General features: G+C 64.5%; 14 protein-coding genes and 1 pseudogene. 5 read left to right on the top strand and 10 right to left on the bottom strand.

Features of this window, described 5'->3' with window-relative positions:
- Positions 1 to 75: 75 nt before the first annotated feature.
- The 4 genes from ACFU8W_RS16560 to ACFU8W_RS16545 are packed head-to-tail and all read right to left on the bottom strand — an operon-like array spanning position 76 to position 1637.
- The gene (locus ACFU8W_RS16560) at positions 76 to 795 is read right to left on the bottom strand and encodes a hypothetical protein (RefSeq protein WP_384037096.1); all 720 of its coding nucleotides are present in this window, start codon (positions 793 to 795) and stop codon (positions 76 to 78) included.
- Positions 785 to 994, bottom strand: coding sequence for a hypothetical protein (locus ACFU8W_RS16555; protein WP_384037093.1), 210 nt, complete (start codon positions 992 to 994; stop codon positions 785 to 787). The genes ACFU8W_RS16560 and ACFU8W_RS16555 overlap by 11 nt, the downstream gene beginning before the upstream one ends.
- Complete coding sequence (locus ACFU8W_RS16550; protein WP_384037090.1) at positions 991 to 1317, bottom strand: hypothetical protein; 327 nt, start codon at positions 1315 to 1317, stop codon at positions 991 to 993. The genes ACFU8W_RS16555 and ACFU8W_RS16550 overlap by 4 nt, the downstream gene beginning before the upstream one ends.
- Before the next feature lie 11 nt (positions 1318 to 1328).
- Complete coding sequence (locus ACFU8W_RS16545) at positions 1329 to 1637, bottom strand: hypothetical protein (protein WP_384037087.1); 309 nt, start codon at positions 1635 to 1637, stop codon at positions 1329 to 1331.
- Between the two features lie 497 nt (positions 1638 to 2134).
- Between ACFU8W_RS16545 and ACFU8W_RS16540 the strand changes: the two genes are divergently transcribed.
- Positions 2135 to 3001 (top strand): GntR family transcriptional regulator, encoded by an 867-nt coding sequence (locus ACFU8W_RS16540; protein WP_384037084.1) that lies wholly within the window; start codon positions 2135 to 2137, stop codon positions 2999 to 3001.
- On the top strand, positions 2985 to 3680 hold the full coding sequence (locus ACFU8W_RS16535; RefSeq protein ID WP_384037081.1) for an HAD family hydrolase: 696 nt from the start codon (positions 2985 to 2987) through the stop codon (positions 3678 to 3680). The genes ACFU8W_RS16540 and ACFU8W_RS16535 overlap by 17 nt, the downstream gene beginning before the upstream one ends.
- Before the next feature lie 202 nt (positions 3681 to 3882).
- Here ACFU8W_RS16535 and ACFU8W_RS16530 read toward each other — a convergent pair whose 3' ends face one another.
- Complete coding sequence (locus tag ACFU8W_RS16530) at positions 3883 to 5679, bottom strand: DUF262 domain-containing protein (RefSeq protein WP_384037078.1); 1797 nt, start codon at positions 5677 to 5679, stop codon at positions 3883 to 3885.
- A gap of 569 nt (positions 5680 to 6248) precedes the next feature.
- Positions 6249 to 6452 (bottom strand): hypothetical protein, encoded by a 204-nt coding sequence (locus ACFU8W_RS16525; RefSeq protein WP_384037075.1) that lies wholly within the window; start codon positions 6450 to 6452, stop codon positions 6249 to 6251.
- Between the two features lie 198 nt (positions 6453 to 6650).
- Between ACFU8W_RS16525 and ACFU8W_RS16520 the strand changes: the two genes are divergently transcribed.
- Entirely contained in the window at positions 6651 to 9269 is a 2619-nt protein-coding gene (locus tag ACFU8W_RS16520) for a WD40 repeat domain-containing protein (RefSeq protein WP_384037072.1), read from the top strand.
- A 624-nt stretch (positions 9270 to 9893) separates the two neighbouring features.
- Here the strand turns inward: ACFU8W_RS16520 and ACFU8W_RS16515 are convergent.
- Both ACFU8W_RS16515 and ACFU8W_RS16510 read right to left on the bottom strand, forming a co-directional pair.
- Entirely contained in the window at positions 9894 to 10325 is a 432-nt protein-coding gene (locus ACFU8W_RS16515; protein WP_384037069.1) for a hypothetical protein, read from the bottom strand.
- Positions 10318 to 11304 carry a hypothetical protein gene (locus ACFU8W_RS16510; RefSeq protein WP_384037066.1) on the bottom strand — a complete coding sequence of 329 codons (987 nt, stop codon included), beginning with the start codon at positions 11302 to 11304 and terminating at the stop codon, positions 10318 to 10320. Before ACFU8W_RS16510 ends, ACFU8W_RS16515 begins: the two co-directional genes overlap by 8 nt.
- A 1075-nt stretch (positions 11305 to 12379) precedes the next feature.
- Here ACFU8W_RS16510 and ACFU8W_RS16505 point away from each other — a divergent pair.
- Together ACFU8W_RS16505 and ACFU8W_RS16500 are read left to right on the top strand one after the other, a co-directional pair.
- Positions 12380 to 12496 (top strand): annotated as a pseudogene (locus tag ACFU8W_RS16505) (GntR family transcriptional regulator); the annotation flags it as partial.
- Positions 12493 to 13041, top strand: coding sequence for a GNAT family N-acetyltransferase (locus ACFU8W_RS16500; protein WP_384037063.1), 549 nt, complete (start codon positions 12493 to 12495; stop codon positions 13039 to 13041). The pseudogene ACFU8W_RS16505 and the gene ACFU8W_RS16500, both read left to right, overlap by 4 nt.
- A 297-nt stretch (positions 13042 to 13338) precedes the next feature.
- Here ACFU8W_RS16500 and ACFU8W_RS16495 read toward each other — a convergent pair whose 3' ends face one another.
- Both ACFU8W_RS16495 and ACFU8W_RS16490 read right to left on the bottom strand, forming a co-directional pair.
- Entirely contained in the window at positions 13339 to 14007 is a 669-nt protein-coding gene (locus ACFU8W_RS16495; RefSeq protein WP_384037060.1) for an Eco29kI family restriction endonuclease, read from the bottom strand.
- A gap of 69 nt (positions 14008 to 14076) precedes the next feature.
- Complete coding sequence (locus tag ACFU8W_RS16490) at positions 14077 to 14862, bottom strand: Eco29kI family restriction endonuclease (protein ID WP_384037057.1); 786 nt, start codon at positions 14860 to 14862, stop codon at positions 14077 to 14079.
- Positions 14863 to 14876: the final 14 nt, after the last annotated feature.

The raw sequence follows: 14876 nt of genomic DNA, 5'->3' as shown, positions 1-14876 counted from the left end.
ATGCCTCAAGACCCGCACCCCCTACGACGAAGCGACCGCCTGGTCACACCACGCACACCCCCATGCCACTTGACGTCAAACGGCATGGGATGTCTGATCCGCCGGCAGTTTCTCCGCTCCCGCACCGCTCTCGTCGTCCGGGGTGGAAGCGGGGGGAACGGTGAGGGGGAACACCTGGCGTCCACCGCAGATGACCAGCGGCGACACCTTCCGCCCGGCCACCGCCGGTACAGCCGGGGCGATGAGGGCGGGTGGGGTGGATGCCGGGGTGGAAGCGGGGTGGACGGGAGGGGCTTCCACCCGTTCCACCACGGTGTCCACCTGATCGCGCAGGACGGCGATCCGGTCAAGGATCGCGCGCCGGTAGTACGTGATCGCCTCAGCGAGAACGATCAACAGGACCGGTGGAATCGAGTGGAGGACGAGACCGGCCGGGTCGATCTGCCGCGGCACCCCGAACGGGGAACCGGCCGGCCACAGCGACGCCCAGCAGTTCATCAACCACGTGCCCAGCCCGGCGAACCACCGGAGTCCGGTGGCCCAGCCGGACGGCTGCACCCCGTGCTCCGACAACCGGCCGTCCACGATCAGGACCGCCCCGAGGGCGACCGCGACCATGGGGTCGAGCAGCCAGGCGATCCACACGCTGATGTGGTGGTCGATCGCGAACAGCGTCACGTTCGTCGCGGTGAACGCCAGCGCGACCACCGCGACCGCCACGAGCACCTTGGTCAGGCCCGATTGCAGTGTCTGTAGCGCGGCGATCTGCTCGGCCGCGCTCGTCTTACGCCTCATCGCGGCCCCCGTCCCCACGACGCTCTCGGCGCAGGTGCAGGGCCATCAGGTGGAAGCAGCCGGCGGCCACGAGCAGGTTCCACAGGAACCGGGCCCACGCCGGTAACGGCAGCAGCCAGGACACGACGCACGCCGCGACCAGCAGCGCACCACCGTGGCGCAGCCACCACGCCCACAGACCAGCAGGCGGGGCACTCATGTGGCCGCCTCCCAGGGGGCGGCCGGGTCGACTGCTTCCGCCCTCTGCGGCCCGTATCCGGTCAGACGGACGGTGACTCCGTCCAGGACGGTCTCCGCCTTCAGCCACATCAGGGGACCGCCGATCTCCTCTTCCCTCGACACCAGCGCAGGGCTGATGTCCAGGGCCGCCCGCCACGCCTCGAACCTTCCGAGGTCGCCGTGGAAGGACAGGGACAGCCGGTCCGGGAAGATCGTGGACACTGTCGCGTCCGCGGCGGGCAGATCCGGGAACCGCTCCACGAGCGACGCCAGGGCCGCGACCGCGGCGGCCAGACTGTTCATCGACCGGGCCCTCATGCGGCCACCGCCGAACCGGCCGTGCAGCCCTTCGCCGGGCGGCGGACCGCACGACGCGGACGCCGCCCGGACGAGTACGGCGACCTGAGCGGGAGGGTCCGCAGCAGGCTCTCCGCGTAGGCGGCGGCCTCCGGGTCGCTCTCGCGCAGCTCCGCCAGCACCTCGTGCGCCACGTCCAGCCGCGCCGCCCGGTCCATCGCGGACTCGACGGCCGGGCCGGTGAACAACTCCAGATCGATACCGAGCGCCAGCTCAGTGAACTCGGTGGCCGTAACGGCCTCGTGACCAGCAACGATGTTCTTCATGGGTCGTTTTCTCCTTGACGTGGGAACGGCCTGAACAGCGGCCCCGGTGCTCGAACACCGGGGCCGCACGCCGTTGGGGTCGGAAACTCCGGCTCCCCTCAGCCCCGCCCGTACGAGACGGGCGGAGGAGGCAACCGGCCGCAGCCGCTGAGCTGCGGAGTTGAGTGCTTCAGGTGTCTCTTTCGGGGACGCGCCTGCCGGTTCAAGGAACAGGTCGCTAGGGCCCCGCTGTAGGCAGAGACCTGCCGTCCGGACTGACAAGGGATCGTCCACCTCGCGGCGAACGACTGTCCGGCACCCTCCCCCCGACCTGTGCGGGGCTCCTGGGTCTTGCATGCGCCCTGACCTGCACCAATTCACGGCACAGCCGGGCTATTCAGCCTGATTAGCCTGGCTAGCCCGGTGGGCACAGGAACAACGTAGCCAGCCTGGCTAGTCACGTCAACAGGTGGATAGCCAGGCTGTCCAAATAGTCAGGTTGGCCGTAGCATCGAGCCATGACGATCGCGCTTGAGCCACTGGACCCGGACGACAACCGCCCGCCCTACGAGCAGGTGGCACGGAACCTGGGCGCAGCCATCAGAACTCGGAAGATCGGCCCCGGCGAACGGCTTCCGTCGCACAAGATGCTCACGGAGCACTACGGCTTCGCGCGTGCCACAATTCAGCGCGCGCTCCGCGACCTCGAAGACGAAGGACTCGTTGTCTCCCGCAAGGGCAGCGGGGTTTTCGTGCGGAGCCGCACCGAGCGACCGGCGGGCCTACGCCCCTACGTAGAACAGGCGTTCACGAGCAGCAACGTCACCATCGACTTCGCTGGCTTCTCAAGCGAGACGCTCCATGGGGCGTTGCAAGAGCCGCTCGACAAGATTCGCGTAGGGCGTCTGACCCCGTCGAGCATCCGGATCAGGATCCTCGTGCCAGACATGGCCGTACCGCAGGCGGCTCCGGTCCGCCGCGAAGATTGCGCGGACGACCCTCGCCTCAGGGCTCGGATGCACGACATCATGGTCAGCTACACCCGCAGCATCACCGACGCCATAAGCGAGTTGAGTCACCTCGGCCTCGTCGCCGAGAGCAGCGTCAGCGTGCGCGTCCACAGCGGAACGCAGTTCTTCAAGCTGTACGTGATCAATAACGAGGACGCGTTCTTCGGGTACTACCCCATCCGCCCGAACAAGGTGGTCGTCCAGGGCGAGACGATTGAGATCTTCGATCTCGTCGGAAAGGATGCCACCCTCTTCCACCACTCGCTGAACGACGGCGATTCGTCCAGCGGAGCCCAACAGGTTGAGCAGGCGCGTATGTGGTTCGACAGCGTGTGGGAAACCATCGGAAGGGACTCCAATGCGGACGCAAGCTGACTCCCTCGGGAAGGTCTTCAGCGATTCCAGTGCCGTCCTCTTCGATTTCGACGGGCCCATCTGCCACGTGTTCCTTGGACTGCCGGCGCCTCAGGTGGCAGCGGGGCTGAAAGATCTGCTGGCCACGATCGCACCGAGCCTTGCTGGGGCGCTGAACACGAACGACCCGATGGAGGTGCACCGCGTCTCCATTGAAGGTGGCCCGGCCGCCCTCGAAGCGGTGGAGGCTGCGCTTACTGAGGCGGAGGTACGCGCCGTCCGGGTGGCGGGCGAGCCCGTTGAAGGCGCGGTGAGGGCCCTCCGGGCCGCTAGGGCATCAGGCCGCCGGGTCGCGATCGTCAGCAACAACTCCTCCGAGTGCGTGTGGGAGTACCTTGCGCTCCACGACCTCACGGGCGTCGTACACGAAGTCATCGGACGCCCGGAGCTGCGCCCCGACCTCATGAAGCCGTCTCCGCACCCCCTCCTCTCCGCTGCGGCAGCACTCGCCGTAGATCCCACCCGCATGGTCCTCATCGGTGATTCCGTGACCGATGTCGAGGCTGCGCTCGCCACCGACGCCCGCAGTGTCGGATACGCCAACAAGCCCACGAAACAGCGGGCTTTGGCCGAAGCCGGGGCCGACGCGGTCACGCTCTCGATGGAGTCCGTAGCTGACGCCCTTACGCGCCTCGGCTAACGACGAAACGCCAGCTCCGGATGGGATCGAAGTGTCAAGCGTCTACCGGGACCGGAGACAAGTACCTGATCTGAGCGCGATAGAAGTTTCCCTGCTTCATCAAGTCTTGCGGCCGAGGACTTAAGCCGGACGCAAGATGGCCTCTGGCCTGCCTTGACCATCGAGCTCCACCGGCCCTTTTCCCTGCCTCCAGGCCCCTTAATCAACGGGCAGGAAACCTGCGAACCAAGTCAATGAGACCAGCCCCGGACACCTCATCTGTGGACGGCCCATTGCGCACATAGAACCGACCGTCATGCATGACAGGAGCCCCGCTTGCTTCTGGCTCCAGCTTCCAGAGCAAGTAACTTCGGTAGCGAAATGGCGACAAAGTCGAAGCAAGGGTATTAGCGAATTTGGGATCAAGCTTCGAGTTTTTAATCCTCTCAACGAGCCAGCGGAAATGCTCGTCAATCGACTTACCCATAGCGTCAAGTTCATGCTGCGTTCCGGTCACGCAGAAGTGATCCACCTTATGAGCATCCACGCCGGTAAAGCGCTTAATGGATTCCGCATCTCCGTCATTGTCGGCGACGCCGATGAAGATTATCCCCTTAGCCTTGGCATGCACGTTCGCCATAGCAGAGGCAATCTTCAAGATCTTCTCAAAGCTACCGTCGTCGAATTTCGATGGATCATTAACTTGACAGAACCCCTGCTTTAGCTCAAACAAGGCATCTTCAGTCAGGGCCATCCGCAGTGTCGATTCAAACCTTAGCGCATGCTCTTGTAGCCTAAGGCTATTCTCATCCTGGGTTGGCTCAAACACACGCCTAAGGGAACCTTTTACAGCTTCAACAAGTTCGCCTTTACGGGCACTTCCCCAGTTGCCGCCACCAGGAACACTCAGATCCTTGTCCCAAAAGCCCTTCAAGGCCTTTGCCAGCTCTCCCTTACTCTTAGGGACCAGGTTCTCTTCATGCAGGAGCTGCTCCAGAGCAATAAACAGGGCATGGAAGTGGCGTGGCACGCCACGTGGATTCTGCTGCGTGACCGTCCAAGTGAAATAAGGGGCCTCGGCTACATCGAGCGTTTCCTTGATCAGGTCCAACGTCCCCATGAACCGCCGCTCGATCTCTTCCTTCCCAATAGTTAGCAGGCGAGCGCGAATGGAGAGAGCAGAGGTGGAATGCGTCACGCGTTCCTCGCTGTATGCTGCATTGCGATACTCCGTCCCACTAGACGCGAATGGCCGAAGGATTAGATCAAGAAGGAGGTCCAACACCAATTCCTCATCACGCGATTCCCTCACCGCATCGCGCGACAAAATTCCCTGCTTCACCCAGAAGATGTCACCATCATAAATCCCGTAGTCGAGATCCTTGTTCGTGATGCTGATCTTCGGCATGTCTTGAAGGTTTACATAGTCGGTGAGAGATGAATCCCCTCGAATTGCTGCACTGAGACGCCGTACCAGGCTCGCAATCTCCGCCGTGGACCCAGCTTGGCGAATCTCCTGAAGACTCAAGTGCCGGCCGGAAGAATTGATTCTCCGAAACACCTCGTCAACAGAAGACTCGCTTGCCGAGCGGTAGGTGGAGACGGGGAGGTGATAGTTGGTGAAGTCTCGACAGGAGACCCGATCCCAGACCGGGTTCTTCTGTTCTAGAATTCCACCATCCTTGAAGAATTTCGTATCCGCCAGCGTTTCAAGATCGAAATATCGACCATCAACAGGGTACTTGTTCTCAATGAAAGAGAAGATGGCATCCAAGCGCTGCAGGCCATCAATCACCTCTAGGCGAGCATTCCCTTCATGCTGACTTTCCGCCAAAAGGATGAGCGGAATGGGTAGCTTCTTCAAAGCCGAATCAATGAGTCTCTGTTTCTCTTCAACTGCCCAAACCAGCTTTCGCTGGTAACGGCGATTGATGAGGAAGCGGTTCTGAATGTAGTCACTGTAGAGCTGCTGAAGACTTTCTCCGTTAACCGAGAGCTCAGTACCTTCACTGACAGTCATCCGACGTCCCTTCAGGAGACGGCGCGTCTCCCCAGCTGCGGTGCCAGCCCTGCATCAAGTTGCCCAAGACTACGTGGGAACGGAAGGTGCGGTCTAGGACGTATCGACCGTGGATGTGGTCCCGCGGCGCTCCTTAACCCTGATACCCAGCAGGGCAGTTCAGTGGCCCGGCCCGCGGACGACCGTGAACCAGGACGAACGTGGCCGCGCAGAGTTGGAAAGGATGCGCCGCCCAACGTGCACCTCAGTCGTGGAGAAGGGGCGCTTGGCCAATCTGTGGCCGAGCAGGCGGTCGATCAGACCACTTTGGAGCATAGCCCGAGGTCACGGGACTAAGCACTGACCTGGCAGAGCCACGGGGCCACTCGTTCCAATTCAGGGCAGGATCACAGTCCGCCCGAGTTGCCGGCCAGCGTACGGCTCCCTGCTCAGAGGGGAACAGCTAGAAGCCGTCGCGGCCGGGGTTCCGCAGCAAGTCAGCCGCCATTCCGACTCCGTGTCATCTCCGAGACGGCCTGGCGAGCATGATTCGGCGGCACCAACGTGATCACCCCGCTGTGGTCGCCCTGTCACTGGTCAGGAGAGACCAGGGTGCGTAGTACGGGGATGCTGACGCCGGTGGTGGTCAAGCCGGCAAGGACCGCGGCCGCGACGCTCTCCGCGGTCAGGAACGTCAGGGCCCCGAACGCAGCGCCGAGGACGAGCGCGATCAAGAGAATCAGTGCGGTGTGCATGGTGAGGAACGGCTGCTGCGGTGGCTGAGGATTCGTCATGCCTTAACTGGACCACCTGGAGCGCCCTGACCTGCAGTAACGGAACAGCTCTGCCGAAGTCGGACCACCCAGGTACGCAGCGGTACAGGTGATGTTGGTCCGGAACATTCATGGATGTTCCGCCCCGTTCCTTCAAGTTCGAGACCGTTCCGTTCACCCTGTTCTAACCTGGTCGATCACGCGTAATGGGGGCGAACGATGGACCAGGGCAGCGAAACGGGCTTTGCGGAGTTGACTCCGGGCGAAGCCTTCGCTCAGGAACTCTCTGTCTTCGCGGCCGATCTGCGCCAGTTGCGTATCGCTCACGGCAGCCTGACCTACCGGGACATCGCCCGGCGTGCTGACGGGATCCAAAGAATGCGGGCTCTGCCCCAGGCCACTCAGAGCCCGGTCTTCAAGGGAGACCGTCTTCCGCGTCTCGACTTCCTGATGGCACTGGTCCGTGTCCTGCTCGCTCACGACAAATACGGTCAACCGCTTGGCGTGCCCCCGCTCGATGACGCCGAGGTGGACGCTTGGCACGGCCGATGGATGAAGCTTGAGGCTCTGCGCCATACCGCGGAGGCCGCCAGTGTCCCCGGCAGCATCTCTCCTGCCCTCAAATCGGCGCCCCCTATTCCGGCGCAAGTGTCGGTGAGCCCTCTTCCGACCGAAGCCCCGGCCGTGGTTATCGAGCAGAGTGCGAGTGAAGAACCAGCGAGTTCATCTGACATGGCTGACTTGACGCCAGGCGTGCTGAGTCGTCAATCATTCCTTCGGGATCCTGCAATCCAAGAGCCGATCGCCTTGCCTCCTCTTACCGGCCACACCGGCCGAGTAACGGCATTTGCGTTCTCCCCAGACGGGCACTTACTTGCCAGTGGTAGCGACGATGGGACGGTGGTGCTGTGGGACCCAGCCACTGGCCGCCGGATCGGCCAACCCCTCACCGGTCACGCCGGCCCGATGCACGATATTCAGTTCTCACCCGACGGCCGTCTTCTGGCCACCGCCAGCGCCGAGGATGAGTCGGTGATGCTGTGGGACCCAGCCACGGGCCACCAGACCGGCCAGCCCCTCACCGGCCACACCCCCGCCGTGTCCCGCGCCTTGTTCTCACCCGACGGCCGCCTCCTGGTCACCGTTAGCGACGACGGGACGGTGCGGCTGTGGGACCCAGCCACCGCTCTTCCGATCGGCCAACCCCTCACCGGCCACACGGGTGAGGTGTACGAGATTGAGTTCTCTCCCGACGGCCGCCTCCTGGCTACCGCTGGCGCCGACGGGACGGTACGGCTGTGGGACCCAGCCACCGGCTACCAGATCGGCCAACCCCTCACCGGCCACACGAATGCGGTCCTTAACGTGGTGTTCTCACCTGACGGCCGCCTGCTCGCCAGCGGCAGCGACGACGGAACGGTGCGGCTGTGGAACCCAGCCACCGGCCAGCAGATCGGCCAACCCCTCACCGCTCAAAACGCCGCAGTATATGGGGTGGAGTTCTCTCCCGACGGTCGACTACTCGCCCACGGCAGCGACGACGGAACGGTGCGGCTGTGGAACCCAGCCACCGGCCAGCAGATCGGCCAACCCCTCACCGGCCACACCGGCCCGGTGTATGGGCCCTCGTTCTCGCCTGATGGGAGCATCCTGACCACCGTCGGCGACGACGAGACAGTGCGGCTGTGGAACCCAGCCACCGGCCAGCAGATCGGCCAACCCCTCAGGAACGGCACTGTGACTTGCGGATCGGCGTTCTCTCCCGACGGTCGCCTACTCGCCACGGGTGGCGACGATCGGGCAGTGCGGCTCTATGCCCTGGCTGAGACTGACAGACTGACCCGGACACTCGGGCCTATGGCCGCTAGGGCACTCCTGTCAGCCCTCGACAGAGCGTCAGTCCCCCTTCCTGCGCTTACCGGCCACACCGCTGGCGTGGTTGGGGTGGCGTTCTCTCCCGACGGCCGCCTACTTGCCAGCGGCAGTGACGACAAAACGGTGCGGCTGTGGAACCCAGCCACCGGCCACCAGATCGGCCAACCCCTCACCGGCCACACGGGTCCTGTGCGTAGCGTGGCGTTCTCACCCGACGGCCGCCTACTTGCCAGCGCTGGCGGCGACAAAACGGTGCGACTGTGGAACCCAGCCACCGGCCACCAGATCGGCCAACCCCTCACCGGCCACACCGGCCCGGTGCGTAGCGTGGCGTTCTCACCCGACGGCCGCCTACTCGCTAGCAGCAGTGGCGGCGACGACAGCACGGTGCGACTGTGGGACCCAGCCACCAGCCACCAAGTCGGCCAACCCCTCACCGGCCACACCGGCCCGGTGCATGGGCTGACGTTCTCGCCTAGCGGCCATCTCCTTGCAACCTGCGGTGGCGATGGACCGGTGCGGCTGTGGGACCCAGTCACCGGCCAGCAGATCGGCGACCCTCTCAATGCCCATACCGGCCCGGTGTATGGGCTGGCCTTTCCGCCCAGAGGCCAGTTCCTTGTAGCTTGCGGCGCCGACGGGATGGTGCGGCTGTGGGACCCAGCCACCAGCCAGCGAATCGGGCTGCCCCTCACCGGCCACGCGGGCCCGGTGCGCGGCGTGACCTTCTCGCCTGACGGCCGCCTCCTGGCTACCGCCGGCGGCGACGGGACGGTGCGGCTGTGGGACCCAGCCACCGGCTACCAGATCGGCCAACCCCTCACCGGCCACACGGGCCCGGTGTACGGGGTGACTTTTTCACCCGACGGACGTTTTCTCGCGGCTGCCAGTGCAGACGACACCGTCGGACTTTCGCTAATCAGCCCAGTTATTGCAGGCTTCTGGGAAAATTTCGCGAATTGAGCGACCCCGGCTAGACACGTCTGAGGCCGACCACGTGTCTGGACCCCTACCCGTGGCCCAGCAGGCCTAGCAGCCGAGGCAGCTCGCTTCGGGGCCGCCACCTCAACCCTCGGGTGAAGTCTCGACCAAGTCAAAGCGCTGAGCGCCCGGGGGATTGCGGGAGTATGCGGAGCCCAACCTCCGCGCGGAGACACATCCACAACTAACGAAGTGCCTGGTCCCCGGGCATGCTGGGCGGGACTGTAATTCTCCCGGCCCCAGCGGATCGCCGTCGTGCATGCCGTGCGCCTGCGCGACGTCCCGCTCTGACGCGGGCCCTCTACGAGTCGCATGACGGCAGTCTCTGACGGCAACGTCGGCGGACCCGAGCGGCCTTGATCGCATCCCGGGCTACGCACTGCACCGCGCCCCAGGCTTGCCACCCAGGCGAGCGGATGGCGCGGTCGAACTCCTAAAGCGGGTGTCGCAGGTTCGAATCCCGCCGGGGGCATCAGCGCAAAGCCCCCGGACCGATCATGGTCCGGGGCCTTTGACATGTCACCTGAGCCAGCCGTCTCTCCGCCCTGCGCCGCCGCCGGACCAGCTCGTGTCCCGTCGGCGGTGTCATCCCCGAACGCGTTGCGGTCAGAGCTCCCATACTTGATCCGGGTCGTCCAGTGCCGCCCGGACCTGAGAGAGGTCTCCGATGTCCGCGAGCGGCGAGCCCTTGGCGATGTCGACGATCCCACGCACGACGGTGTGCAGCACTTCGCCGTTGCCCTCGTCGAGTGCCCTATCCAGCCGGGCGAACATTTCCTCGTAGATGTTGCGTCGTTCCGCGAATGCCTGTGCGAAGTAGTCCTTGAGGACGGCTTCAGCGGCCCGGATCCGAGCGACCTCCGTGGCTTCGTAGGCCTCCATCCGGGCTCTCTTGGTGCTCTCAACCTCGTGGATTTGGATGCACTCACGGGCGGCTTCAACAATCTGGTTCAGCGCAGCGAAGCCGTCCATCGCCCGAATGGGGCCCTTAGCCGCGTTGACGACCTTGCCTACATGCACCTTGCGTTGGTCAGGCATCTTGAGTCTCCTCAATCAAGGGTCTGTACCTGATGGTGAGGTTTGCGCTGCGCTCGTCCAACTTGCCTTCAGTGTCGACAATCGGAGTCGCCGCCACGTCGCGGACCGCCATGACCAGTGTCATGGCCCGCTGGAAGCGCGCGGCGTGCCTCGGCGGATCGAACGGCTCAGACTCCAGGAGCTCCAGAGCCTTGAGCGCTCGGAAGGTGAGGTCCGTGAGAAGCTCGCGCAGCTCCGCGGCGCGGGCGTCGACGCCCTTCAGGCGGGCGTCCGTCTCGTCAAGCTCAGCGATTGCCACGGCGACCTTCGCCTCGAACTCCCTCGCCCGGGTCATCGCCTTCGCGCCTTGGCCCTTGACCACCAGTCCACCGACGAGCAGCGCGGGACCGATGGTGACGAAGTTGAGCGCCGTAGCTCCCAGGGCCATACCGCCGCCACCCGATGCAAGCGACCCACCGCCTAGGAAGGCGAGGGTCGCACTCTCGGCCGCGGCGCCCGTCAAGCCGGAGATCGCCACTCCGGTGCTCGCGACTCCGAAGCTGCTCGCTGCCGCCGTGATCCCAGCGCCCGCGCCCGCTCCTGCCGCTGCGGATCCGAGAGCCCCGCCGATCCATGCCACTGCGTCGACGTCCAGACCGCGAAGCCCGGAGATCTTGGTCATGGTGGCGTCGATGCCCTCCACCAGCAGCCGCTCGCTCTCGCGCACCTGTCGCTCGTGGCGACGCAGGAAGTCGCCCATGCGTACGACGACATCGACGAGCGCCTGCCTCTGCTGCTCCCCCAGTGCCTCGAGGGCAGTGTTCGTCGCTGCCAGTGCGTCCTCGGCCTGGGCTAGGCGTCGCTCGTAGCCCTGGCCCGCCTCCTTGAGCCGGTCCTTCGAACGCTTGAGGTCGTGGGCTCCTTTGCCGCCGAGGGCGACCCCGCTACCACCGGTCGCTACACCGACACCGATGAGAATGACTGGTATGAAGAATGGCACGATCTCCCCCTGTGTGCCCCATGACCCTGCGCGAACCAGCAGGTTCAACCGTTCACATTGTGCCCTTGGTCAACGATCGACAGAAGGGCGCCCCAGTCCGGGACGCCTTTCTGTCGATCGATCCTTCATTGGCCGATGGCATCGATGGTCACGGCGCTCGACGGCCCAGAACGGAAGCCCCTCTGCGCGCTGAATGAAGCCTTCACGAAGCACCTGACTCGTGCCAGATACGTGCCAGTTCTAGCGGGGAACCTCGGGGAACTCCAGGGAACAAGGTGCTGGCCCACTGAGGCCCAGTGCTTCTCCGTCCCGAGTCAGTCCGGAAACCGCCCGCAAGTACGGACTGCAGTGACAGGGGAAAGCGCCTGGCAGGGGCCCTGAAGCTCTCGCTGTAAAGCCGCCGCTCAACCGCAGGAGTCGCAGACGCCCGTCGCCGGAAGCTGAACGAAGCACCCAGTACATACGGGGGGCGGCCCCGTGGTTTGGGCGCGCCGGCGCTCAATGACTGCCTGGTACTTAGGAGCAAGAGCAGCGCGTCCTCCGCCTGGAGGGATAGTCGCACCGAACCTCTGGTAGCAGTTGAGTCGTGCCTCGGCAGCATGCCGTTCGCGCTCCTCAACGCCGAGCAGGGGCGGCTGGCCCGCGGCCTCTAGGACTTCCTTGTAGCCCACGCCCACCATGCCGTCGTCCGTGTGCACGACCAGTGCAGTCAGTGGAGGGTCGCCTCTTCGGTGCGCTTCACGGACCACCTTTCCGAGGACAGATCCAATCCAGTTGTGGAGCAGGGCCTGGGTGCGGATGCCCGACCTTTCTTGCACCTGCTCTCCTAGCTCCTTGTAGGTGATGACCGCGTGATACGTACGCGCTACATCGACCAATACCGAGTAGGCCTCTTCTGCCCATCTCTCGCGAGCGTCCTGTGCGTCGTGGTGCCCCACTGTCCCCCCTGATGCTGCTGCTAGCCCGACAGCCGGGCGGCTGCTACGTACGCGACCAATCAATCCTGCCCGTTCTGTGGCCGGGCGTCATGGGATTGAGCACGGAGGGGATACAAGAATTCAGGCACCGAGGCGACGGGTACTCGGCTGAGCGGCCCATTCGCTGCACCGGCACAACGTTCCGAGGCGACCTGAACCGGATGAACTACGAGATCGGCGACCAGTCCGCCCGAAGCGAGAACGATCCTCAGTGAAAATCTTCCTCGCCCGCCCGGACGACGTGACCAAGCTCGTGGCCTTCCGCGAGGAGGCTGCAGCTTGGCTCACGCGTCTCGGTAGCGACCAGTGGCAGCGCCCCTATCCAGCTGACCGGCTGACAGCCACGATTAAGGCCAGCTCCGTCTTCATGGTCATGGACGGCGCCGCAACCGCAGCCACCATCACACTCTCACCGGAGGCAGAAGAGGGCCTGTGGACGGAACGGGAGTTGGCTGAGCCGTCCACTTTCGTCACCAAGCTGACCGTGGCCCGTGCCCACGCCGGGCAGAACCTTGGCGGTCGATTGCTCAACTGGGCAGGCGACAGAGCGTATCGAGATGGCGCGAAGTGGCTCCGCCTTGACGCGTGGACCACGAACGAGGCGCTACAGCGGTACTACCTCCGGCAAAAGTTCGAGCACGTCCGCACCGTCCGAGAGGGCGGCGCGGTGAACGGGGGACCACGCGTCTCCGGGTGGCTCGCACAGCGTCGAACGACACCGGCTGACCACGGCTTCGAGGACTACACGGCTTCGTCCTGACAAGCTGGCCTTGGGAACTGTTCCGTTTCACCGCGTGGCAGAACTCTCTCTACTTCATCAAGACCAGCGCAGGGCGCGGGCGCGCGCGGCCTCAGCGGCGCGACCTGCCTCTGTCTTCGCCCCGGCTGGCCGCGCCCAGCAGCGCGCTGCGGGCTGAAGGCGGGGAAACCCGCTAACGATGACGGGTGCGGGCATGCGCGGGACTCTACACAGCGTCACCGTGCACCATGCCCGATCGCCCCTGCCCTCGGATTGGAGTCGAGGGCAGGGGCGGGCGATCACGTGCTGGAGGAACGCTCAGCCATCCAGGTCTTCATAGGTGTCCGTGTCGGGATGGTGCCAAGGCAGTTCGTTGTAGGAGACGACCTGTTGAGCGATATGAACCTTGGCGGTGGCCAGGAGTTTGTTCGCCTCGTGTACGACGCCGCCATGAGTCCGACTTCGTCCGTCATGCACGGTGTCCCACTTACTCTTCTTGCTTTGGCGGGTCGTGGAGCCCTGCTCGTTGCCGCCGAACCCGGTCAGCGTGTGGTTCCAGACCGGCTGGTAACCGACGCGTAGGCCGTTCTCTCCCAGGTTGGCGTGCACGTCCGGCAGCAACAGGGCCCGGAACCGGAACTCCTCCAGCGGCAGTTTGGCCTCTTCTATCGATCGCCGGTGTTTCCTGAGCCTGTCGTAGACAGGGCATCGTGCCGAGGCCTTGGCACCGGTGGCGCTGTTGCTCGACCGCCCCTGCCCCACGTAGACGGGGATCTGAAGGCTGTTCAACGGCAAGTAGAGAGACACCTCCTCGCCGCGGTAGTACAGGGCGTATAGCCCCGCCCCGTCGAATCGGGGGATCTCGTGGAGCATGGAGACCAACGGCTGGCGCTCGAAGGTCTCGCAGATGGTGTGGGAGATCTGCTCAGTCGACAGGGGGTCGAACGACTTCGGGGTGTATGCAGCGGTCATGACTTCCTGGCTCATGGTCGGCAGAAGGTCCCGCGAAGGGAACGGAGGAGGTTGGCCCGGTGGGTGGAGTCTGTTCTGTCAGGCTCAGGCGTCCGGGGCTGGGTCGATGACCTGGCCGGCCCGGTAGTAACGCATGCCGCTGGGGTAGTCCTCGGTCTTGCCGTACATGATCACGTATCCCGGGAGGGCGGTGACCTGCCAGGGAGCGGGAACGTGCTCGGAGATCACGCGTAGCGCCTCGTCGGCGGTGAGGGGCCCGGCGGGGAGCCGGACGGTGATCTCGTCGAACGCCTTGGTGGACTCGTAACGGAACACGTAGGGGAGGAAGCCCTTGGCGATCGTGAGCAGCTTCGCCAGTGTCGATTCGGCCTCGCTCGCGCCGTCGACGGTCACGATGTCCGGGAAGGCGTATTCCAGGTCGATCGGGTACTGGCGGTCGAAGTGCTTTTCCTCGACCACGGTGGTGTCCCGCCGTTTGCCGGGGTCGTTGTTGCCGAAGCCGTTGTAGTTCCAGGGCACCTCGCCTTGCCCCCGGTGCTTGTTGATCAGGAGGCGTTCGGGGGCGACGGCGCCGAAGTCCTCGTCGACATACAGGCAGGTGAAGGACATCTCCTCAATGGATATGTTCCTTCGTCCCGAGATCTTCCGGAAGTGCTTCTCGACGCGCTGGGGCAGCGACTTGTCCGCCTTGCCGACGTAGACGAGATCTTCGCCCTTGTACAGCTGGTACACGCCGGGCAGGGGGCGGAGCCTCAAGATGTTTCCCATAGCCAGAGGCGCGGGGGTCAGCTCCTCCAGCGCTGCCGCGAGCTGGTCGCCGAGTGCTTTGGTGATGCTCAACTTGAACTCGGCGTGGTTCTCCAGCGACACGACCAGGGCCTCCT

Origin of the sequence: Streptomyces sp. NPDC057565, assembly GCF_042801455.1 — a bacterium.
Classification (GTDB): Bacteria; Actinomycetota; Actinomycetes; order Streptomycetales; family Streptomycetaceae; genus Streptomyces; species Streptomyces yanii.
This window is presented reverse-complemented; position numbering and strand designations above follow the sequence as displayed.